Source organism: Leeuwenhoekiella obamensis, from assembly GCF_055391795.1.
On the sequence record NZ_AP029251.1, the window covers coordinates 2,010,099 to 2,032,876 of the forward strand.

14 protein-coding genes and 1 tRNA gene are annotated in these 22,778 nt (G+C 37.7%); 13 read left to right on the forward strand and 2 right to left on the reverse strand.

The window, feature by feature from the left end:
* Window positions 1–171: 171 nt before the first annotated feature.
* From ACZ5L8_RS08915 to ribB, 5 genes are all read left to right on the forward strand, one after another.
* A complete protein-coding gene (locus tag ACZ5L8_RS08915; protein ID WP_464436735.1) occupies window positions 172–1,335 on the forward strand; it encodes a redoxin domain-containing protein in 1,164 nt (387 codons plus the stop codon).
* Between the two features lie 81 nt (window positions 1,336–1,416).
* On the forward strand, window positions 1,417–3,792 hold the full coding sequence (locus ACZ5L8_RS08920) for a DNA translocase FtsK (RefSeq protein WP_464436737.1): 2,376 nt from the start codon (window positions 1,417–1,419) through the stop codon (window positions 3,790–3,792).
* Between the two features lies 1 nt (window position 3,793).
* Window positions 3,794–4,450 (forward strand): outer membrane lipoprotein periplasmic chaperone LolA1, encoded by a 657-nt coding sequence (gene lolA1, locus ACZ5L8_RS08925; protein ID WP_464436738.1) that lies wholly within the window; start codon window positions 3,794–3,796, stop codon window positions 4,448–4,450.
* 7 nt (window positions 4,451–4,457) lie between these two features.
* Window positions 4,458–5,912: an LptF/LptG family permease gene (locus tag ACZ5L8_RS08930; RefSeq protein ID WP_464436740.1), complete on the forward strand. Its 1,455-nt coding sequence runs from the start codon at window positions 4,458–4,460 to the stop codon at window positions 5,910–5,912.
* Between the two features lie 34 nt (window positions 5,913–5,946).
* Window positions 5,947–7,089 (forward strand): 3,4-dihydroxy-2-butanone-4-phosphate synthase, encoded by a 1,143-nt coding sequence (gene ribB / locus ACZ5L8_RS08935; protein WP_464436742.1) that lies wholly within the window; start codon window positions 5,947–5,949, stop codon window positions 7,087–7,089.
* A 2-nt stretch (window positions 7,090–7,091) separates the two neighbouring features.
* Here ribB and ACZ5L8_RS08940 read toward each other — a convergent pair whose 3' ends face one another.
* Window positions 7,092–10,775 carry a transglutaminase domain-containing protein gene (locus ACZ5L8_RS08940; protein ID WP_464436744.1) on the reverse strand — a complete coding sequence of 1,228 codons (3,684 nt, stop codon included), beginning with the start codon at window positions 10,773–10,775 and terminating at the stop codon, window positions 7,092–7,094.
* Window positions 10,776–10,945: 170 nt separating this feature from the next.
* A complete protein-coding gene (locus ACZ5L8_RS08945; protein WP_464436746.1) occupies window positions 10,946–11,575 on the reverse strand; it encodes an NAD(P)H-dependent oxidoreductase in 630 nt (209 codons plus the stop codon).
* Window positions 11,576–11,625: 50 nt separating this feature from the next.
* Here ACZ5L8_RS08945 and ACZ5L8_RS08950 point away from each other — a divergent pair, with 50 nt between their 5' ends.
* The 8 genes from ACZ5L8_RS08950 (at window position 11,626) to ACZ5L8_RS08985 (ending at window position 22,719) form a co-directional block, all read left to right on the forward strand.
* Complete coding sequence (locus ACZ5L8_RS08950; RefSeq protein ID WP_462597585.1) at window positions 11,626–12,294, forward strand: SanA/YdcF family protein; 669 nt, start codon at window positions 11,626–11,628, stop codon at window positions 12,292–12,294.
* Between the two features lie 124 nt (window positions 12,295–12,418).
* Window positions 12,419–12,506, forward strand: a tRNA-Ser gene (locus ACZ5L8_RS08955).
* 89 nt (window positions 12,507–12,595) lie between these two features.
* Entirely contained in the window at window positions 12,596–13,972 is a 1,377-nt protein-coding gene (locus ACZ5L8_RS08960) for a sulfatase family protein (protein ID WP_464436748.1), read from the forward strand.
* 261 nt (window positions 13,973–14,233) lie between these two features.
* The gene (locus ACZ5L8_RS08965; RefSeq protein ID WP_464436750.1) at window positions 14,234–15,259 is read left to right on the forward strand and encodes a LacI family DNA-binding transcriptional regulator; all 1,026 of its coding nucleotides are present in this window, start codon (window positions 14,234–14,236) and stop codon (window positions 15,257–15,259) included.
* 89 nt (window positions 15,260–15,348) lie between these two features.
* Entirely contained in the window at window positions 15,349–16,050 is a 702-nt protein-coding gene (locus tag ACZ5L8_RS08970; protein ID WP_464436752.1) for a basic secretory protein-like protein, read from the forward strand.
* Between the two features lie 101 nt (window positions 16,051–16,151).
* A protein-coding gene (locus ACZ5L8_RS08975; protein ID WP_464436754.1) for an IS3 family transposase occupies window positions 16,152–17,389 on the forward strand; the annotation gives its coding sequence in 2 pieces (ribosomal slippage) (window positions 16,152–16,494 and window positions 16,494–17,389; 1,239 coding nt in all).
* A 325-nt stretch (window positions 17,390–17,714) separates the two neighbouring features.
* Window positions 17,715–20,870: a SusC/RagA family TonB-linked outer membrane protein gene (locus ACZ5L8_RS08980; RefSeq protein ID WP_464436756.1), complete on the forward strand. Its 3,156-nt coding sequence runs from the start codon at window positions 17,715–17,717 to the stop codon at window positions 20,868–20,870.
* Between the two features lie 55 nt (window positions 20,871–20,925).
* Window positions 20,926–22,719 carry a RagB/SusD family nutrient uptake outer membrane protein gene (locus tag ACZ5L8_RS08985; protein WP_464436757.1) on the forward strand — a complete coding sequence of 598 codons (1,794 nt, stop codon included), beginning with the start codon at window positions 20,926–20,928 and terminating at the stop codon, window positions 22,717–22,719.
* Window positions 22,720–22,778: the final 59 nt, after the last annotated feature.

Genomic DNA, 22,778 nt, shown 5'->3' on the forward strand with positions numbered 1-22,778 from the left:
TCTTTAACATCTATTTATGCTTACAAGCAGCTTTGCAAAATGTTTTAATTATCTAAATACCAGCATGATGATGCTTTTGTTTTTTTGGCTGCAGCCAAAAGATATAACACACCGAATAACTTTGCTTAGGGTAGTTCAAAAACGTATCTTGCAGACCATAAAATTTGAACCGTGAAGATTAAAAACATAGCAATTATCGCATTAACAACACTAGTTGTTGCATGCCAAGGAGGAAATGATTTTTCAATAGAAGGTAAAGCCGAAGGTTTTGAAGATGGAGCCAGTGTTTACCTTAACGAGATAGGTGCAGGAAGCACACTTGAAGTTACTGACACTGCAAAGGTAAAAGATGGTGCTTTTACTTTTAAAGCTAGACCATTAGCAGAAAAAGATTTGGGGATCCTGTCTTTTGACAGTCAGCGTGGTAATGTTGTATTTATTGAAGAAAACACAACCATTAAGATCACTGTTTACAAAGACAGTTTAGATAAATCTGTTGTGCGTGGTGGCGATGAGAACAAAATGTTTGAAGAATACAAAGGCAACATGATCGCTCAGCGCAATGAAATGCAAAGCCTTCAACAAGAAGGAATGGCTGCAATGCGCGATGGTAACAATGAGAAAGTTGACGCCATTAGAAACGAAATTCAATCTATTAGAGAAGCTACTGGCAAGCATAACTTAGATTATATCAAAGAGAACAAAGACAACTTTGTTTCTGTTTTGATCTTATCAGAACTTGTGGGGCAGCGTCTTATAACACCAGATGAAGCTGAAGAGGTTTTTGCTTCTATGCCACAAGAGATCAAAGACACAAAAAGAGCTAAAGATCTTGCAGAGATGATGGCTAAGATCAAAGAACAAGAAGCGGCTTCAAAACAAGCTAGCGTAGGTAATCAAGCTCCAGATTTTTCTGGTCCTACTCCAGATGGAGAAACACTTGCTCTTAGCGACGCAATGGGAAAATACACCATTATAGATTTCTGGGCGAGCTGGTGCAAACCTTGCCGTGCAGAAAATCCTAATGTGGTAAAAGTGTACAACAAATACCACGATAAAGGTCTTAACATCATTAGCGTTTCTCTAGACAGAGCAGATGCTCGTGACCGCTGGTTAACTGCGATCGAGAATGATAAGATGGACTGGTTTCATGTTTCTAACCTTCAAGAATGGCAAGATCCTATCGCTCGTGCTTATGGCGTGAGAGCGATTCCTGCTACTTTTTTGCTTGACAAAAACGGGATGATCATTGATAAAGATCTTAGAGGGGAAGATCTAGAAACTAAGATGGCAAAATTATTAGGAGCAGCAACAGGCGATAAAGCTTCGTCATAATTTAAAGATCCTACGCACAACTTTTAGTGCAAGTACACGTTTCATAATCGTATTTTTGCGCATTGATTGCAACATTATTTGATGGCCAAAAAGAGAACCAGCAAGAAGAAAACGACTAAAAAACCAGCTAGCAAAAGAAGCTATAAACTAAACAGGCAACAAAAGATCATGCTTGGCAGTTTCTTGTTTTTGCTGGGTATTGCGTTGTTTTTCTCATTAATATCGTATTTCTTCACTTGGCAGGCAGATCAAAGTGTACTTGAGCAAATCTCAGATCGCGAAGCACAGGCAGAAAATTGGTTGAATAAATTTGGCGCCGCCATTGGCAACCTCATGGTTTATGATGGCTTTGGTCTCGCTGCATTTATTCTTACGGTTCTTATAAGCGTTACCGGTTATTATTACTTTTTTGACAAGCCAAAAACCAAACTTCGCAGCTACTGGATCTGGGGAATTTTGGTCATGATCTGGCTTGCGGTATTCTTCGGTTTTTTTGCAGAGACAAATCCGTTGCTGGCGGGCACTGTGGGCTACGAGCTCAATGATTTTCTTCAAGATTATCTAGGCTTCATCGGCACCATCTTGCTCATGACCTTCTTCGCCATTGTTTATATGGTTTTAAGACTTAGGCTTACGCCGGAAAAAATTCAAGGATATTTCAAAAAAGGAAAAGAAAATCTTGCTTCAGAGTTCAACTCAGATGAAGAAGACGAGAAAATCCCGATGGAAGACACGGCTTTTGAAAAGGATAATATTGCAATCCCTGAAGAAAAGCCAGAACCTGCAAAACCAGAAACAACCGTCACGCTTGAAACTAGCGTAGCGCCTTCCCCTGAAAAGGAAATAAAAGAAGAAAAACCTTCTGAAGACGAGTTTGAGATAGAAATTGAAGAAACGGTTGAAGAAGAAGAATTAACCGAGAATCTGAGCAAAAAATTGGTTGAGGATTTTGGGGAATTTGACCCACGTCTTGACCTTTCAAACTACCGTTTCCCAAGCATTGAATTGCTTAAAGATTATTCTGCTGGGCAAGGTATCACGATCAATCAAGAAGAACTTGAAGAAAACAAAAATAGCATTGTAGAAACACTTAAAAACTACAAGATCGCTATTGCTCATATTAAAGCTACCGTGGGACCTACGGTTACGCTTTATGAAATTGTTCCTGAAGCTGGTGTGCGTATTTCTAAGATCAAGAATCTAGAGGATGACATTGCGCTATCTCTTGCTGCACTTGGGATCAGGATCATCGCTCCTATTCCTGGCAAAGGAACCATTGGTATTGAGGTTCCTAATAAAACACCACGTATTGTTTCAATGCGTTCTGTTATCGCTTCTCCTAAGTTTCAAAATGCAGAAATGGAATTGCCGCTGTCTATGGGTAAAACTATTTCTAACGAAACCTTTGTGGTTGACCTTGCAAAAATGCCACACTTGCTTATGGCGGGTGCTACAGGACAAGGTAAATCTGTAGGATTAAATGCGATATTAACTTCGCTACTGTATAAGAAACACCCTGCAGAAGTAAAGTTTGTTTTGGTTGACCCCAAAAAGGTAGAACTTACTTTATTCAATAAGATAGAAAGACATTATCTGGCAAAATTACCTGACAGTGAAGATGCCATTATAACAGATAATTCTAAGGTTATAAATACTCTTAACTCTTTATGTCTTGAGATGGACGCGCGCTACGATTTGCTTAAAGATGCAATGGTGCGTAACATTAAAGAATACAACGTTAAGTTTAAGCGCAGAAAACTTAACCCTAATGACGGTCACAAATTCTTACCATACATTGTACTTGTGGTAGATGAGTTTGCAGACCTTATCATGACTGCCGGTAAAGAGGTTGAAACTCCTATTGCTCGTCTTGCGCAATTGGCTCGTGCCGTTGGTATTCACTTAATTATCGCTACACAAAGACCGTCTGTAAATGTTATTACGGGTATTATTAAAGCTAACTTCCCTGCGAGAATTGCCTTTAGAGTTACCTCAAAAATAGATAGCCGCACGATCTTAGATTCTCAAGGTGCAGATCAACTTATAGGTCGTGGTGATATGCTATTTACACAAGGTAACGAACCCGTGCGTGTACAATGTGCTTTTGTAGACACGCCAGAGGTAGAAAAAATAACCGACTTTATCGGATCTCAAAAGGCATATCCAGATGCTCATCTTCTGCCAGAATATTCTAGCGATGATAGTGGCACAGGACTTGATATAGATGTGAGCGAAAGAGACGCCCTATTTAGAGACGCCGCCGAAGTGATCGTTACAGCACAACAAGGAAGTGCTTCTTTACTTCAGCGTAAGCTTAAACTGGGTTATAACAGAGCAGGAAGGATCATAGATCAATTAGAAGCTGCAGGTATTGTAGGACCATTTGAAGGAAGTAAAGCCAGACAGGTTCTTGTTCCTGATCTTGCCGCTCTAGAAGTACACTTAAACAATGAATAAAATGAAATTGAATAGTATTAAAATTGTTGCTTGTTTATTATTTGCTGTTTTTAGTTTAAACGGCCTGCAAGCGCAAGACGCAAAAGCCAAAGCATTACTTAACGAAGTATCGCAAAAGGTAAAAGGATACGAGAACATGTATCTTGAATTCAAATACAGCTTTAGCAACACTAAGGCAAACATCAACCAAGAAAGCCGCGGCGACGTGACTTTTATGGGTGATAAATACAAATTGAACTTGATGGGATCTACACAGATCTTTGATGGTAAAAAATTATACACCATTAGTCCGGCAGATGAGCAAGTGACTATTTCTTCTCAAAATCCTGGTGACGATGGAGCGATCACGCCTTCAAAAATGTTGACTTTTTTCAATGAAGGTTATACATATAAATGGGATATCACACAAAATGCAGGCGGTAGAGAAATTCAGTATATCAAGCTTACTCCTATGGATAGCAATAGCGAGTTGAAAAGTGCACTTTTGGGCGTAGACCCACAAACTAAGCATATTTACAAGCTTATCATGACCCAAAATAACGGGAGCACCATCGCTATAACTGTAAATTCTTTTAAGGTAGATCAGCCGCTTACAAATAGCTTCTTTGCTTTTGACAAGGCAAAATATGCTGACTTCTATATTGACGAATTAGACTAAGCGCCTGGTGAAAATACTGGACAGGTACATATTAACGACTTTTGTAAAGAATTTTCTGAGTACGTTCATCATCTTGATGTTCATATTCATTTTACAAACCGTATGGCTTTATATTAAAGATCTAGCTGGTAAGGATCTCGACTTTGTCGTGATTCTTAAGTTTTTAATGTACTTCTCCCCGCGTCTTGTTACCTTGGTTTTACCGCTTACCATATTGCTTACCAGCATTATGACCTTTGGTAATTTTGCTGAGAATTATGAGTTTGCTGCGATGAAATCTACTGGGATTTCACTTCAAAGAGCAATGCGCAGTCTTATGTTTTTTATCGCAGGGCTTAGCATTCTGTCTTTTTTGTTTGCTAATTATGTGATTCCTGCAGCAGAGTTTGAGAGTTTAAACTTGCGTCGAAATATAGCCAAAGTCAAACCCGCAATGGCTTTGAGTAAAGGTCAATACAATAACATTGGCGAAGAATATGTGATCAAGATTGGCGATAAAGAAGGTGATAACGATCAATTTTTAAAGGATGTTATCATTTATCAAAAGGACCTATCTCGCGACGGAAACTTCACAGTAATTAAAGCGCGTGAAGGCGAGTTGATGAGCGGCGGCAAGGATAATGTACTTTCTTTAAAACTAAAGGACGGTAATTATTACAACGAGGTTGAGCAGAAAGATTTTAATAAAAGAGATCGACAGCCATTTGTAAAAAGCTTTTTTGAAACATACACCATAAACATTGACTTAAGCGAACTAGACAATGTGGATATGGATGAAAAAAGCATTGACAATGCTTATACAATGCTTAGCGTTGCAAAACTTAGCGACACCTTAGTTGACATCAGAGCTAATTACAAAAAGTACTTAGAAACTGTAGGCGACAATCAGGTTACTAAAGTTAACCTTACAAAGGTTGATTCTACATATTTACGCAATCTCGTGGTAGATTCTACCAAGACCCTTAAAATGGATATTCTAGAGAATTTTAGTCTTAAGGATCAACAACAAATGCTAAACTTCGCTAGCACGAGAGTGATCTCTGAAGTGAATAGCGTGCGCTCAAGAAAGGCAGAAAACGGAGCTCGCGTAAAAAGTTTGAGTAAATATGAGATCGCCATGCATGATAAATTCGTGCTTGCATTTGGATGTATTATTCTATTTTTTGTGGGCGCGCCACTAGGAGCGATCATTAGAAAAGGTGGTTTGGGATTGCCTATTGTCATTGGCGTTGTGTTGTTTCTCACTTATCACTTCATTGGTATTTTTGCAAAAAACAGCGCTGAAGATGGCAGCATCTCAGCATGGCTTGCAAGTTGGTTAAGTTCAATGATCTTGCTACCACTAGGAATTTACCTAACATACAGAGCTACTACAGATCAAGGTCTATTTGATATAGACAGCATTCTAGATCCTATCAAGAAATTCTTTAATAAGATAGCAGGCATAAAGCCAAAAAAATAGCTTTAGCTATCTTTGCACTACATAAAAAATTGTCATGACCACTACCCTATCTCCTTCCATAGAACTCAACACCATTGAAGAAGCTATTGAAGACATCAAGAAAGGCAAAGTGATCATCGTTGTTGATGACGCTGACCGCGAAAATGAAGGTGATTTTTTGGCTGCAGCCGAAATGGTAACGCCAGAAGTCATAAACTTTATGGCTACGCATGGCCGCGGCTTGATCTGCGTACCACTTACTGATGAACGCTGTGAAGAATTGCAACTTGACAGAATGGTAGGCACCAATACAGACCCTATGGAAACTGCATTTACAGTTTCGGTAGATCTTAAGGGTAACGGTGTTACAACAGGAATAAGCGCAGGAGACAGAGCAAAAACAGTGCAAGCGCTCATTGATCCTTCAACAAAATCATGGGATCTTTCTCGTCCAGGACATATTTTTCCGCTTATAGCGAAACAAGGTGGCGTGCTACGACGCACAGGTCATACCGAAGCTGCGATCGATCTTGCTAGACTTGCAGGTTTTCAGCCGGCTGGTGTTATTGTAGAGGTAATGAATGAAGATGGAACGATGGCTCGTCTTCCGCAACTTTATGAAGTAGCAAAAAAGTTTGATCTGAAGATCATCACCATTGAAGATCTTGTTGCATACAGAATGCAGCATGACAGCTTGATCTCCAAGATGGAGGATTTTGACTTTAAGTCTCGTTATGGAGATTTTAGACTTAGAGCATATAAACAAACTACTAATGATCAAATTCACATCGCGCTTACTAAAGGCAATTGGGAATTTGACGAATCTGTTTTAGTACGTGTTAACAGTAGTTTTGTAAATAATGATATTCTTGGTACACTTACCAATGAGCCTGACAAAAAACTCGACGCAATGTTCAAGGCCATCAATGATGAAGGCAAAGGTGCGATCGTTTTTATTAATCAGGATATCTCATCTGATAGATTACTTACACGTCTTGAAGAATTAAAAGAACTGCAAAAAGAAGGCGTGATTAAAGCGCCACAGATCAAAATGGACTCTAAAGACTTTGGTATAGGAGCCCAAATCTTACACGACCTGGGCATTGGCAAAATACGATTACTCACCAATAGCGAAAGCGTTAAGCGCGTAGGGATGATAGGCTACGGCCTCGAAATCACTGAGTGGGTGAATTATTAGGGTTACTTAAACCCTATCAAACTTTCTTTAGCCTCTAAAACCTTATCCACATATTTTTTAAATTCTGGATAATCGTCAGGAGCAATATTCTCATTGCTTATAGCCGCTTGCATTTTTACAACCAACAAATTTTCTTTTTCTAAATTATACTCTAGAGAGAATGAGTGATCTTTAAAAGAGAGTGATACATTTTCTGGAACCTCAGAGAACTTTAAACCTTTATCTAATTCTAGAGTTATATTTTCTTCATAACCATCTATATCCTCATATCCTTTATAATCTATTGGAAAATTACGCGCCTCCTCTTGAACTAGAGAAGAGGTGTAAGGCAAACTTAAGAATGGTATAGATATCGTTTTTAAACTTCCAATTTTTTGAGGTTTGTTATTCCATTTAAAATCTACATTAAAACTAATATCTCCCGCTGAATTGTCTTTCTCTATATCCTTTAGATCAACTATATCAAGATCTAATCCAGAATTTGATCTGAAGTTTTCAAGAACATCTTTCTTTACAACATCTATATTACTATCAATCAAAAGGTCGCGATAATAAGATGCTGCTTGCGCAGTAAATGATGCGCTCAAATGAATTGCACTTTGCTGTTCATTCAAATTCACAATAGCATTGTATTTTTTAACGGCTTTTTTTCTTAGCGCATCCCTAAGATGGTATAATTCTGAAGTACTGCTATTCTTATTTTTATTGCTAGGTATATCAAGCATTATTGCGTCTTGCAATGATGTAGGTATTGATCTAAACGGCAAGAATTTTGACGTTAACTCAAGATATTGATCCTCTCCTTCTAATTCTACCTTAGCAATGCAATGATTAAAACTTGTACTAGGCATTACTAATGCTTGCTCACCATTATCTGATGTAAGGACGAGTACGAGTTGTGCTTTAAGATCTGCTTTCGCCGCAAGGCAAACAAAAAGTGTTGAAAAATCTTTACAATCGCCCAGTTTTGAAGTAAGCGTTTTTGAAGGTTTTTGAGGTACGAAGCCACTTTGCTTAAAGCTTACATAGCTGTATGATAACTCATCTGTCATATAACTATAAATGCGCTCTGCTCGTTCAGTCTCCGAAAGGTTACTATAACCCTCAGGAAAAATTGCATCAAAAGCTTTCTGAACTTCACCATCATATTCTAACTGATTATTCACAAGATCTGAATACCAATCTGCTATCTCATCCCAATCCTTTATAGAGCTAATGTGCAATTTTGTCGCAATATCTTCAAGAACAGGAGCAAAATCTTCATATGCATTGAGCTCTGTAACTCCATCTGTCTCCCATCTATACTCTATAAAATCACCTTGCTTTTTTTCTGTATAGATCAGGTCTCCATTACTTACTGTGTAATCAAACTTAAAATCCTTTGGAGCAATTATCGTGTACGTATCTTTCAACTTAGGATGATAACCTTCAAAACTATGGTCATCTATAAAATCTTTATAAAAACGTCCACTATTGGCAAAACTTGCTTCAAAATCTATAAGCACAACATCACCAGGAATAAGATTATTAAAGACAAAATTACTTCCTGATCGCTCAGCAGGAACTAAAGAACCATCTGGTTTGATCACTTCGGCTTTATAAAGTGTAAAACCGTTTATACCTAGATTGTATTCTTTCATATCCTCCACACCATCTTTTGAAGTCACCTCCATTACTAGCGTCTTTCTATATCGACCACCGCCTTGCTCGTAAATTTGTAAATTGATCTCTTGTAGTAATTGATTCAGACCATAATTATTACTTTCTATGGTGTTTCTATTTGTTTTGATATATGCATAAATATCTTTAGTTCTCAACCTTTCAAGTGGGTCTGCCACACCTTTAAGGTCATAGATACGCATTCTTAAGCTATTGTCTGAGGGTGCGCGCGATAGCGCTTCCGCGAAAGCTACTAATGCATCATCCTTCTTGTTCAATTTTAAGAAAGTCTCTCCTTTTTCTTTAGCCACACGATACGAATACGGAAAATTTGCCTCTATATCCTCAAGTATTTTGATCGCTTCAGAGTACTTTTCTTGCGTAAGCAAAATCTTCACATAATCTAGCATGAACCAATTCTCATTCTTTAAATATGGCATGTATACCTCAAACAAAGTTTTTGCTTTATCTGCATTATTTGTATTGATATAATAATTAGCTAGAGTTGAAAGACTCTCATAGTTAAAATGCTCTCTGTTAAACTTCTCTAGTAGCTCTTGCATTCTACTTTTATCTTGAAGCACTTGATCGTATATAGGAATTAAAGTAACCATCAAATTTGATGGCGCGGTCTTATCTATTACAAGAGCATCTAGATGTTCTCTAAGAGCAACCTGATTACCAGATCTAAGAGCAGACATTATATCTGCCATATAAGCAATAAAACTAAAGTCTGTAGCATTTTTCAGCTTATCAATAAACCCATTAAAATCTGCTAGATCCCTTTTAAACAGCTTATCCGTTTCTTGAAATTCTGCCATCAAAGACATCACATATTCCGAATCGTCACGTCTCATATTCTTCTGGACTTCTACGGCCTGCTCTGATCTTTCAGATAAATTATAGATAGTCATTAAATTAGCTCTTAATATTGAGCTTTGTGGATATATTTTAACCCATTCATCCATCACTTCAAGAGCTTCTTGATGCTGAGAATTGCGCAAGTAGGCGCTAATTAAAGCTAGATCATTTACAAAACTCTCTACTGATGTTTTATCCTCTGGGTCACGCTTTTGTATAAAATAAGAGATCAATATATGATCAAGCGCTTGGGGGTTTACTTCTTCTATATTTGATTTATCATAAGATTGTGGACTTGCACTATATGTCAACCCATCAATTTCAACTCCCTTTTCATCTGTTATAGCAGCTATAAAATAAGGTGTCATTTTGCTTGTGGCAACCTTAACAACAATGCGGTTATACCCTTTTTTTAGGTTAACCTCTACACTATTACTCCACATCTCTGTAAAGACATCCTTAGTTTCTGTAATTACAGGCACATCATTAACAAAGACTTTTAACGCTCCTCCTCTACCTGTATGCAGTACTACACGCTGATCTATTGGCGAATAAGCAAATGTCTGTGCGTAGTTAACCCCATAGCCAAACTCATCATGATTTGTAAAAAACTTGTAAGCCTCTTTGTCGTTATCACGTGGAGTGTACCAATTTACAATACCTCTACCCTGAGTATCAAAACCAGTTTTAGACACCGCCACGGCTTCGGGCTCATATTCTGTATATATACCACTGCCGTTAAGGTTTTCAAACACGCCGCAATACTGCCATTCTCTTATACCAGCAATATCTTGTACAGCAGAATAATACCCTTCAAAATCGCCATTTTGCCTAGAAGCAACAGCCTTTAAATACTGTAGCGCATTATCTAATAAAGCAGAATCAAAATCATGATCAGATAATTGTTCTATATTGTTAAGAGCAGCAGGACTTAAACCATCTGAAAGGTAATCATCAAAAACAAATCCATCCTTCCAGTAAGCAAACAGATATGGTTCAAATTCATCATAATTAAGCAATTGCCCAATGAATTTATCACTCTGCATGAACTTGCCATTTTCTGTTTTAACGATTTCTCGGAAAATGAACTCCTCTATGTTCTCAGGGTCAGATTGATTTATTTTTTCTAGAGCTGATGCTCTATCGTTTTGAAGTAAACTTTGCAAAGCCTCGTCTTGAGCACTTACAGAAATTTGAAAAATGAAAAAGCATGCTAGGGCGCAAAAGATATTTTTGAGCATAAGTGTATTAAAAAAATTATGTGTAGCAATAAACGGCAATCTTTGATATTAAACAAAGATCGACCGTAATATTAAGAAAATTAAAATTTGCGTAGTTACAAGAACATCACAGAATCCTCTTCCTCTTTACGCACTTTTTTAAAGCCAGCGAACACATCGTCTTTTGCTCTGTATCCCACAGGCAGCAATAGAACCGAACTTAATCCTAGTTCGTCTAGTTTTAAGATCTTATCCAACTCATCTGCCTTAAAACCTTCCATGGGGCAAGAATCGATTTCTTCTACAGCACAAACGGTCATTAAATTACCTAACGCTAGATAGGCTTGATTACGTGCCCATTCTTGTATTTCATTTTCGCCTAGACCTTCAAAACGGTTGATAAGATCTTTTCTAAATGGCGCCAAGATCTGCTCTGGGGTATCTCTTATTTCTTTAACGCGATTAAAATATTCTTCAATTTCATCTGCTCTTGTCTTACGTTCTATGCAGATCACAAGAAGGTGTGAAGCATCAACAACCTGGCGCTGATGAAAGGCATGAGGCAATAATTCTGCTTGTTTTTCTTTATTATTGACAACGATAAGCTTTAGCGGCTGCAGACCGTAAGAAGTGGCGGTAAGATTAAAGGCCTTTGTGAGAATTTCTAGTTTTTTTGGCGAAAGCCTAGCATTCTCATCAAATTTTTTTGTTGCATATCGCCATTGAAGACGCTCTATTATGTTCATTACTGCGTTATATTTACACAAAGTTAATCAAGGATACCCACACGACCTTAATGAAATTGCTCAAGAGAATTAATATCAAGAAAATCGCACTTTATTTGTTGCTTATTGCGATTTTGGGCGTTTTAAGCTTAGTCGGACTTTCTTACCATATCTCACATAAAACTGAAGATTTTATCTACGAGGATAAAAATGCGTTGCCAGAAGCGTACACCGTGATCGTTCTGGGAGCAAGTGTAAAAAGCGATGGTGAGCTAAGCGTGGTTTTGCGAGACAGGGTTGAGAGTGCTCTTCTTCTTTATGAGAATAACAAGGTTAAACGCTTCCTACTTTCGGGTGATAATGGGTCTTTATATTATAACGAGCCTTCTGCAATGAAAAAATATTTGCTTGAGCGCGGCGTGCCTGAAGAGGATATTTTTATGGATTTTGCCGGGTTTGACACTTATGATTCTGTCTTTAGAGCAAACTATATTTTTGACGTTGATAAGGCGATCGTGGTCTCTCAACGCTTCCATTTACCTAGAGCGATTTACCTTGCGCGATCTATGGGGCTGGATTTTTATGGTTTTATAGGTGATCGTAGAAAATATGAAGCAGAAACTAGAAATAATTTTAGAGAGCTGATTGCCAATGTGAAAGCACTAGGAGAATTGCTGATAAATAAGGATCCGCACTTTAAAGGAGAGAAAATCCCTATCACGGGAAAAAATAATACATAAAGAAATTTAAAAAAGTTTTCTGCATCTTAAAAATTCATTTTATATTTGCACCCGCTTAAGGAGAAATGGCAGTCCCGATAGCTATCGGGAGGTAGAATGCAGTTTCAGAGATTTAAGTGATATTGGAGAAATGGCAGAGTGGTCGAATGCACCGGTCTTGAAAACCGGCGAGGGTCACACCTCCGGGGGTTCGAATCCCTCTTTCTCCGCCACAAGCCTCACCACGTCCGGTGAGGCTTTTTTTATTGCATATATTTTGAGAAGATTATAGAAGTTCTATTTTTATACAAATTATAAAAATATGAGCAACAAATTAATCGTTTTACTCGCACTGGCACTTGTGAGTAATTTTGGCTACAGCCAAAAACAAAAACCCAACGTCATCGTCATTATGACAGATGATCAGGGATCAATTGATCTCAACAGCTACGGCGCAACAGATCTTCACACGCCTAATATGGATAGGCTTGCTAAAGAAGGTACGCGCTTTACTCAGTTTTATGCAGGCGCTCCTGTGTGTTCACCGTCTAGAGCGGCACTCCTTACGGGGAAAACAAATCTGAGAGCTGGCCTTCCTGGCAATGTCCCGATTCCTGAAAAAGCTGAGGCTACCGGTCAATATGGTTTACCTACTGACCAAGTAACCATGGCCGAAATGATGAAAGACAATGGCTACCAAACTGCGCTTGTGGGAAAATGGCACTTGGGCCACAGACCTCAAAATTTACCCAATGGTCAAGGATTTGATTATTTCTTTGGGCATCAGCGTGGATGTATTGACAATTATTCGCACACGTTTTTCTGGGATGGTCCTAATAAGCATGATCTTTATCGCAATGATGAGGAAGTGTATTATCCTGGTGAGCATTTCTCTGACCTAATGGTGGGCGAGATCAAGAATGTAATTGACAAAACAGATGAGGAACCTTTCTTTTTATACTGGGCTTTCAATGCACCGCATTACCCATATCAAGGAACTCCTAAATGGTTAGATTATTACAAAGATCTACCTTCTCCTCGCAAGGAATATGCTGCGTTTGTATCAAACACAGATGAGTCTATAGGAATGATTCTAGATTATCTTGATGAAAAAGGATTGACTGAAAATACGATCATTGTATTTCAATCAGACCATGGGCATTCTAAAGAAGAAAGAGCTTTCTGGGGAGGCGGAAATTCTGGACCTTATCGAGGTAGCAAGTTCAGCCTTTTTGAAGGGGGAATTCGTGTTCCGGCGATCATCAGATATCCCGGCGTGATCCCTGCTGGTGAGACACGTGACCAGTTGGTTATGGAGATGGACTGGTTTCCTACCATCGCAGAACTTACCGGCGCAAAAGTGACCGAAAAAATTGATGGCAAAAGCATGATGCCTATTATAAAAAACAACAGCAAAACTAAGCATGATGTTGTGTACTGGCAGGTTGGCACGTATAGCGACAACCGCTCTCAATGGGCTGTGAGAAAAGGCTCATGGAAGTTAATAGGTAACGTGATAGAACCAAACAAAGGCAACAAAAAAATGGATCTTCCTGATCTGTTTTTGGTAAATCTTGACAAAGATGTTTCAGAGACAAATAATGTTGCTGATCAAAACCCAGAGAAACTGGCAGAACTTCTTAAGATTCATCAAGACTGGTTAGCCGGCGTGCAAGAAGAGATGCAAGCAGGCAATTAAGTGAATAAGAAAATAGTAAATACTAAACCACAGTTTGCGCTGTGGTTTTTTTTTGGCTGTAGCCAAAACCTATTTAAAACAAACAACGTAATTATAATACTTGTACAAAATGCTCATTTTGTGAATTGACACTTAAATTTTAGAAAAAATTCAGACTAATTCGGTTTACAACTGCGGATTTACCATAAAATTGAAGTATTTTTAATTTTATTGCGCTCAGCGCCTAACCCAAGTGTAGAACTTAACCGAAAAAATTGAAGAATGAGTAAGAAAAGAGTTTCTCTTAAAGATATAGCAAAAGCATTAAATGTTTCAGCAACTACCGTTTCGTTTGTATTAAACGGCAAGGGTAAAGAGAAAAAGATCTCTGATGAAGTAATTAAGAAGATTGAAGAATATGTTGAGTCTATTAATTACAAACCCAATTTTGTTGCTCAAAGTTTAAGAACGGGTAAGACTAAGATCCTGGTTCTTATGATAGAGGATATTAGCAACAACTTCTTTGCTAGCATCGCGAGAATCATTGAGGATATCGCTTATAAAAAAGATTACAAAGTTCTTTTTTGCAGTCACGAGAATAACCCAGATAGAGCTAGAGAATTTATCAATATTTTTTCAGGAAGACAGGTAGACGGTTTTATGATCGCACCACCTATGGGCATTGAAGAAGAAATTAAAAACCTGCAAGAAAGCAATACTCCGGTTGTACTTTTTGACAGACGCTTTGATGAGCTAGAATCACACAGCGTGATCATTGACAACCAGCAAGCTTCTTATGAGGGCACAAAACATCTTATTGAAAACAAATTCAAGAATATCGCTTTTATCACTACTGATGTAAAACAAACGCAGATGTTAAAACGTCAAGAAGGATATAGCCAAGCGATCAAAGAAGCTGGCCTTGAAGAATTTGTTCTGCAGATTCCTTTTAATGATGTAAACACAGAGAAAGGAAGAAATATGATCCACTCATTCTTGCAACTCAATGATAAAGTTGATGCCGTTTTCTTCTCCACAAACTACCTTACTCAAAGTGGTATTTTAATGATCAAGAAAACAAATCCAGATCTTATTAATCAACTGGGTGTATTAACGTTTGATGATAATGATCTCTTCCAGATCTATACTCCTACTATTTCTGCAATTGCTCAACCTATGGACAAAATAGGTCAAGAAGTAATGAAAATCATGCTAGAACTTCTAGACGACAAAAAAACTGTAGAAGGAATACAGAACACTTCAATCGCAGCAGATCTGATAGTTAGAGAATCTTCAGCAGCAAAATAAAGGACGCCCTAATTTTTATTTTAAAAATAAATTGATTTTACATAAATCGATTTACTATGTTTGTGTTCATCACTAAACAAACTTTTATAATGAAGAACATTTATGTACTAGGTTTTGCTTCAGCAATGATGTTATTAAGCTGTGGCGAAAAAAAATCTTCAGCAGAAGCTGAAACAGCAGCAACAGAAGTTGAAGAGCCAAAATCAGATCTAACCATCACTTACACAAATCAAGATCCTACTTTAGACCCTAAGTTTGAAGAAGAATTTAAAAGCATCATCAATGAGGTTTACCCAAAAATGATGAACGACTTTAATAAAGATGCGCGTACAGATCTTGCTATTAAGATTGATACTGCTTATGACGGTGTTGCATATGCTCACAACGGTCAAGTAGTTGTAGCTTCACAATGGTTACACAAAAAACCAGAAGATACAGATCTTATGACACATGAAGTAATGCACATTATCCAGTCTTACCCTAACAACGCAGGACCAGGATGGCTTACTGAAGGTATCGCAGATTACGTACGTTACAAATATGGTGTAGACAATGAGAAGGCAGGATGGTCTTTAACTCCATTTAACGAGAAGCAACACTATACTAATGCTTACCGTATCACTGCACGTTTCTTAGTATGGATCTCTCAAAACTATGATGAGAACCTTGTTCCTAAAATGGACAAAAACCTAAGAGCAAAAACGTATATTGATGAACTTTGGAAAGAGTACACTGGTCATACAGTAGATGAACTTTGGGAAGAATATTCTAAAAACCCAGAGCTTTCTTAACCAACCAAGAAAATCATTTAAAAAGCCTGCATTTAATTATGCGGGCTTTTTTTTGGCTTATGTCCCGTCCTGAAATAAGTTGACACAAATTCGACTTATTTATGAAAGACTCAGAAGGAGCTGAGCAGAAACGGACTCAGCGTGATTACAATTTAGGCTTTAAATTAGCGGTTGTATCTCAGGTAGAAAAGGGCGAAATGACTTATAAGCAAGCCCAAAAAGCGTACGGTATTCAAGGAAGGAGTACTGTTTTGGTTTGGTTGCGCAAACACGGTACCTTAGACTGGAGTAAACCAAAGACAAGACTTAGCTGTAATACAATGAAAGAAACACCTGCTCAAAAGATCAAGAGGCTTGAAAAAGAGCTGTCAGATGAGAAGCTTAAGAATAAGATTCTCAACACGATGATCGATATCTCAGATCAGCAATACGGAACTTCTATTCGAAAAAAGTATTTGCCCAATCAATCCAACGAATCCGGCAAGAACACCGACTAAGCCTGTCACGTTGTTGCAGATTGTTTGGGATAAGCAGACAGGCTGTCTATCAAGCAGAAATGCGAGAAAGGACAAGAGCTGATGAACTTGCCTTGATCAAACCGCTGATTTTAAGGGTGCGCCAGCAAATGCCAAGACTAGGTACTCGTAAACTGTATTATTTACTCAACGTTGAGTTTGAAAAGATGAGAGTTAAAATAGGCAGGGACGCCTTATTTGATTATCTCAGGTCAGAATCAATGCTTATAAAACCAAGAAAGAATTACACAAGGACAACAGACTCTAGGCATTGGCTAAAAAAACACCCTAACCTAATGAAAGATGTTACACCCGTAAGACCAGAGCAATACTTTGTAAGCGATATTACTTACATCAAGAGTAGAGAAAGGACACATTATCTTTCCTTGGTGACAGACGCTTTTAGCAGAAAAATAATGGGCTATCATCTAAGTGATGACATGAGTGCAGAAAATGTAGTTAAAGCAATGAAAATGGCTAATAAGAGTAGAACCACATCAAGCGAGGTAATACATCATTCTGACAGAGGCTTGCAGTATTGTTCTTCGTTGTATCAAACTCAATTGAAGCGATCAAATGCGATACCTTCAATGACAGATGGATATGACTGTTATCAAAATGCATTAGCAGAACGAATTAACGGGATATTGAAGGGAGAGTTCTTGATAAACAAATGCAATACAGGCAAAGAACTTAGCCTGCTAGTTCAGCAGTCTATTAAAACTTATAATAATCAAAGACCACATCTAAGCCTTAACTACAAAACACCTAATTTTATACACAACAAAAAATCCCTTGAAGCTAGCTTCAAGGGATTGATTTAAATTATTAAAAACTGTCAACCTATTTTAGGACGACTCATTAAAGCCAAAATAGGAATTATGGAAAACCTTAACATTTATTCATAAATCCAATTCTGAGACATCATTTGAAAACCAACCCCTTACGGGATACCCTACAACTGAAATATATTCATCAAAATTTCAATTTTAACGGTTTTATATTTTTAAAAGCATAAAATTATTGATCAATATTGAGTTTTTCTCAAAAATCATTGATTCTATAATAAATAATTTGATTTGCTAAACCGTTTTAGTATGTTTACAGCAATATTAATTAAATGTTAAACTATTTACTAATTAATCATTGATGGAAAAACAATTTACTTTAGAACGTATTGGCAAACCACCTTCACTTTCTAAAACCTCGAATGGAACCCGCAATCGTTGTAGTATTTTTCTAATCGTAGCTCTCATGGTGTTCACTCACTTTAGTGCAGCTGCGCAAGACGGTATTACAATTACTGGTACAGTTACAGACCCTCAAGGTCTACCTCTACCAGCAGTAAACATTACTGAACTTAATACAAACAACGGTGTGCAAACAGACTTTGATGGTAACTACTCTATTACCGTTAGTTCAAAAGAGTCTATCATTACTTTCTCTTACGTAGGTATGAGAAGTACAAGAGTAACCGTTGGCGAAAGAACAACCGTTGACATACAAATGGATGATGATCCACAGTCGCTTGATGAGGTCGTTATCGTAGGTTATGGTAAACAAAAGAAAATTAGCGTTGTAGGTGCACAATCTACTGTAAAAGCTGAAGAACTTGAACTTCCTGTTGCAAACATAGGTACTATGCTTGCGGGTAGGATTTCTGGTATTACTGGGGTACAGCGTGATGGGCTTCCTGGTTTTGACGGAGCAGATCTTTGGATACGTGGTATATCTACCTTTGGTAACGCTAGTCCACTTGTACTTGTAGATGGTGTAGAAAGATCTCTAGATAATATTAACCCACGTGATATTGCTTCTTTCTCAATTTTAAAAGATGCATCTGCTACTGCAGTATATGGTATACGTGGTGCAAATGGTGTAATCCTTATTGAAACCAAAAAAGGTAAACTAGGAAAACCTGCTGTAACTCTTGATTACTATGAAGGTGTAACCTATTTTACTCAAGTACCAGATGTGGTAAATGGTGTACAATACATGAACCTTGCTAACGAAGCACTTACCACTCGTGGTTCTGTGCCAAGATATACACAAGAATATATAGACAATACAGCTGCAGGTACTAACCCTCTACTCTATCCTGATGTAGATTGGTTAGATGAAGTTTTTAACGATTTTGGTCGTAACAGACAAGCGTTAGTAAACGTTAGCGGTGGTGCGCAAGACGCACAGTATTACGTGTCTTTAGGGTATTATGATGAAACTGGTCTTTTTGTAACTGATGGTATCGAAGATTACGACTCAGGTACACGTTTTAAGAGATATAACTTTACATCAAACCTTACCATTGATGTAACTAAGACTACTAACATTAACGTTGGTATCCAAGGTTATCTATCAGAAGGTAATTATCCTGGTATAGACGTAGGAGCGATCTTTGGTTCTGCATTAGAAGTTTCTCCTGTAGAATATCCTAAAATCTACCCAGGTGGATATGTTCCTGGTAAAAGTGCGAACGGTGGTTTAAGAAACCCATACGCTGATGTAGCTTTAAGAGGTTACAGAACTCTTACAAGAAACAAGTTAAACACTAACCTTGACATTACGCAGCAGTTAAACTTTATTACAGAAGGTCTTTCTGTTCATGGATTATTTGCATTTGATACTTATAATGATCAAACGCTTATTCGTTCTAAAAGAGAGAGCACGTACTTTGTAGATCCTAACTTCCCAATAACAGAAGATGGTGAGCTAGTTCTTAATGAAACGTACGAGTCTGGTGATGAATTCTTAGGATATAGTAACAGTAATGGTGGTAACAGAAGGTTTTATACGCAGTTATCATTCAACTATGATAGATCATTTGGTGATCACTCTGTAAGTGGTTTATTACTTGCAAACAGACAAGATTACGTTAATGCTTTTGCTGGTGATCTTGTTAGTGGTATTCCTTTTAGAAGTGAAGGTCTTGCCGGTAGAGCAACTTACTCTTATGATGATCGTTACTTCTTTGAAGTGAATGCTGGTTACAACGGTTCTGAGAACTTTGCTCCAAACAACCGTTACGGTTTCTTTCCTTCAGTTGCTGGAGGTTGGGTACTATCTAACGAAAAATTCTTTGAGCCTATTAAAGAAACTGTTGACTACCTTAAAATTAGATATTCTGATGGTCTAGTAGGATCTGACTCTGGAGCTCCTCGTTTTGCATACTTAAGCGAAGTAAACAGAGGTCAAGGAGGTTATACTTATGGTCCTACAGGAGGTAACTATATTGAAGGTATTGCTGAAACAAGAAACGGTGTAGATGTGCGCTGGGCTGAAGCAAGAAAGCAGGATTTAGGTATTGAATTCAACATGTTCAATAATGACCTAAGTGTAATATTTGACTTGTTTAAAGAAAGAACAGAAGGTGCTTTCCTTAACCGAAGTGATATTCCTAATTATATTGGTCTTAATTCTGACCCATCAGGTAACCTTGGTATAGTAGAGAACAAAGGTTTCGATGGAACTATTACATATAACACGCTTATCGCGCAAGAACTACAATTAGGATTCCGTGGTACATTCTCATATAATAAGAATAAGATTATTGAAAATGGAGTTCCACAACAACCTTTCCCTTGGTTAGACCGTAGAGGTACAAACCTTATTGCAAGTTTCGGTTATGTAGCTGAAAGATTATTCACTCTTGAAGACGATATGGATGGAGATGGATTTATCACATCTGCTGATGGATTTCCAACGCAATCATTCGGTCAAATTCAACCTGGTGATATCAAGTATACTGACTTGAATGGTGACGGTCAGATTGATTCTTTCGATAGAAAAGTACTTGGTGATGGTGATGTACCAGCGCTTACTTATGGTTTTGGTATCACTGCACAGTATAAAGGTTTTGACTTAAGCATGTTCTTCCAGGGGCAGCAATTCGCTAGTCGCTTTATTAGTGGAGCTGGTGTACAACCATTTGGTGGAGACGGTGGTGAAGGAACTGTATATACGTTAGTTCTTGATCGCTGGACGCCAGAAAACAATAATCCGTACGCAACTTCGCCAAGATTATCTTATAGTTCCGCAAGCTATGGTTCTAGTAACAACAGACAAGATAGTAGCTGGTGGTTAAGAGATATCAATTTTATACGTCTTAAAACTGCAGAGTTAGGTTATACATTACCTACTTCAGTAACAGATAAAGTAGGAATTGATTCTTTCAGATTATATCTTAGAGGAACAAATCTATTCACAATTACAGATTTTGATCTTTGGGATCCAGAACTTAACACTCGTAACGGTAGTGTTTATCCTAACATTAGTGTTATCGCATTGGGTGGTACCTTTAACTTTTAATTCTTAAAGGTATGAACTCAATAACAATCTCATTAAATAGAAAAAAGAAATAGATATGAAAAAATTATTAATCGCTCTTCTAGGCTCGGTTACGTTACTTTCGTGTAACGATGACTACTTAGATCAGGTTCCTGATGACAGGTTAACCTTTGAAGACACCTTTAATAATGAGACGAATGTAACTCGTTATTTAGCTAACGTATACTCTCAAATTCCTGGCGAATATGCACAGAGATATACAACTACTCAAAACTCTGGTCCATGGACTGGTGGATCTGATGAAGGTGAATATGTATGGGGTTTCCATATGGGAAACTGGCTAAACATAGGTGACTGGAACTCTACAACACAAGAAGTTAGCAACCTTTGGTCTAATTTCTATAGAGGTATTCGTTCTGCTTCAACATTTATAGCAAACGTTGACAAGTGTGCAGATTGTTCGCCTACAGATATAATTCAGTATAAAGCAGAGGCTCGCGCTGTAAGAGCTTATTACTATTATAACCTTATGCGCTCATGGGGGCCTATTATCTTACTTGGTGAGACTCCAATCCCTCAGGATGCTGATCTTAATGCATTAGGCTTAAAGCGAAATTCAATAGAGGAAGTTGCTCAGTACATCGTTAGTGAAATGGACCAAGCAATTATAGGTCTTGAGCAAGGTAACTTTGAAGACAAAGATGCTGGAAGATTCAAAGTGCCAATGGCAATGATGATCCAAGAAAAGACGCTTTTATTTGCTGCAAGTCCTTTATTCAATGGTAACACAGACTACGCTGGTTTTTCTGATGCTGAAGGTAATCAATTGATACCTCAAACTTATGATGTTCAAAAGTGGAAAGCAGCTGCTGATGTAGCTAAAGAATTTATCGATAAGTTCGTTCCTACTCAATTTAGTCTTTACAAAGACCCTACAGGCAATCCATATTTATCTGTACGTGATGTAATGATCAAAGATTACAATGATGAGATCATTTATGCTCGACCACGTGGGGATATTTTTTATCACTATGATATCACACCTTATCACTTAGGAGCAGATGGTTGCTACCGTGGTGCAGGAGGTTTAGGTGTAACTCAAGAAGCTGTAGATGCATTCTTTACATCTAATGGTAGATCTATAGACGATCCAGTAGCAAATTATGATGCTGATGGTTTTTCAGACTTTCAAGCTCCTTACGATTTTACAACCAGATCTACTTATAATCCTTGGACAAATAGAGAACCTCGTTTTTACAATGCGGTTACTTACAATGGTTCACTTTGGCTAAATAGAGGTGGTGGAGATATCATTACAAAAACATGGTATGGCGGTAACTCTGGTAGACAAGCTGGTACTAATGATTATGCTCCTACAGGATATGTTGTAAGAAAATCTTATCCAGTAGGGCAATGCCAAGGTTTTAATCAAAGAAGTATTCCTATGTTTCGTTTAGCTGAACTATACCTCGATTATGCTGAAGCTTTAAATGAGTACGATCCAGGAAACCCTGATATTCTAAAATATGTAAACCTTATTAGAGAACGCGCAGGTATTCCAGAATATGGAACTATAGACCTAGCTGCTCCTAAAGATCAAGGTGATATGCGTATTGCTATCAGAAAAGAAAGACGTGTTGAGCTTTTTGGTGAAAACGTAAGATATTTTGATGTACGTCGTTGGAAAATTGCTAGCGATGTTCTTGATGGACCTTTCCACAGTATGGATATTAACGCTACTAGTGAAGCAGATTTCTATAATGTGGTTGTATTCGAAAATAGAATATTTAGACCTCAAGATTATCTTTGGCCTATACCACAAGATGAGATCAATGCTAACCCTACTTTAACTCAAAATCCAGGTTGGTAAGAAAATGTTCAACGGGTGATTCTTTATTGCCCGTTGAATAATGATTCTTTATAAATTAA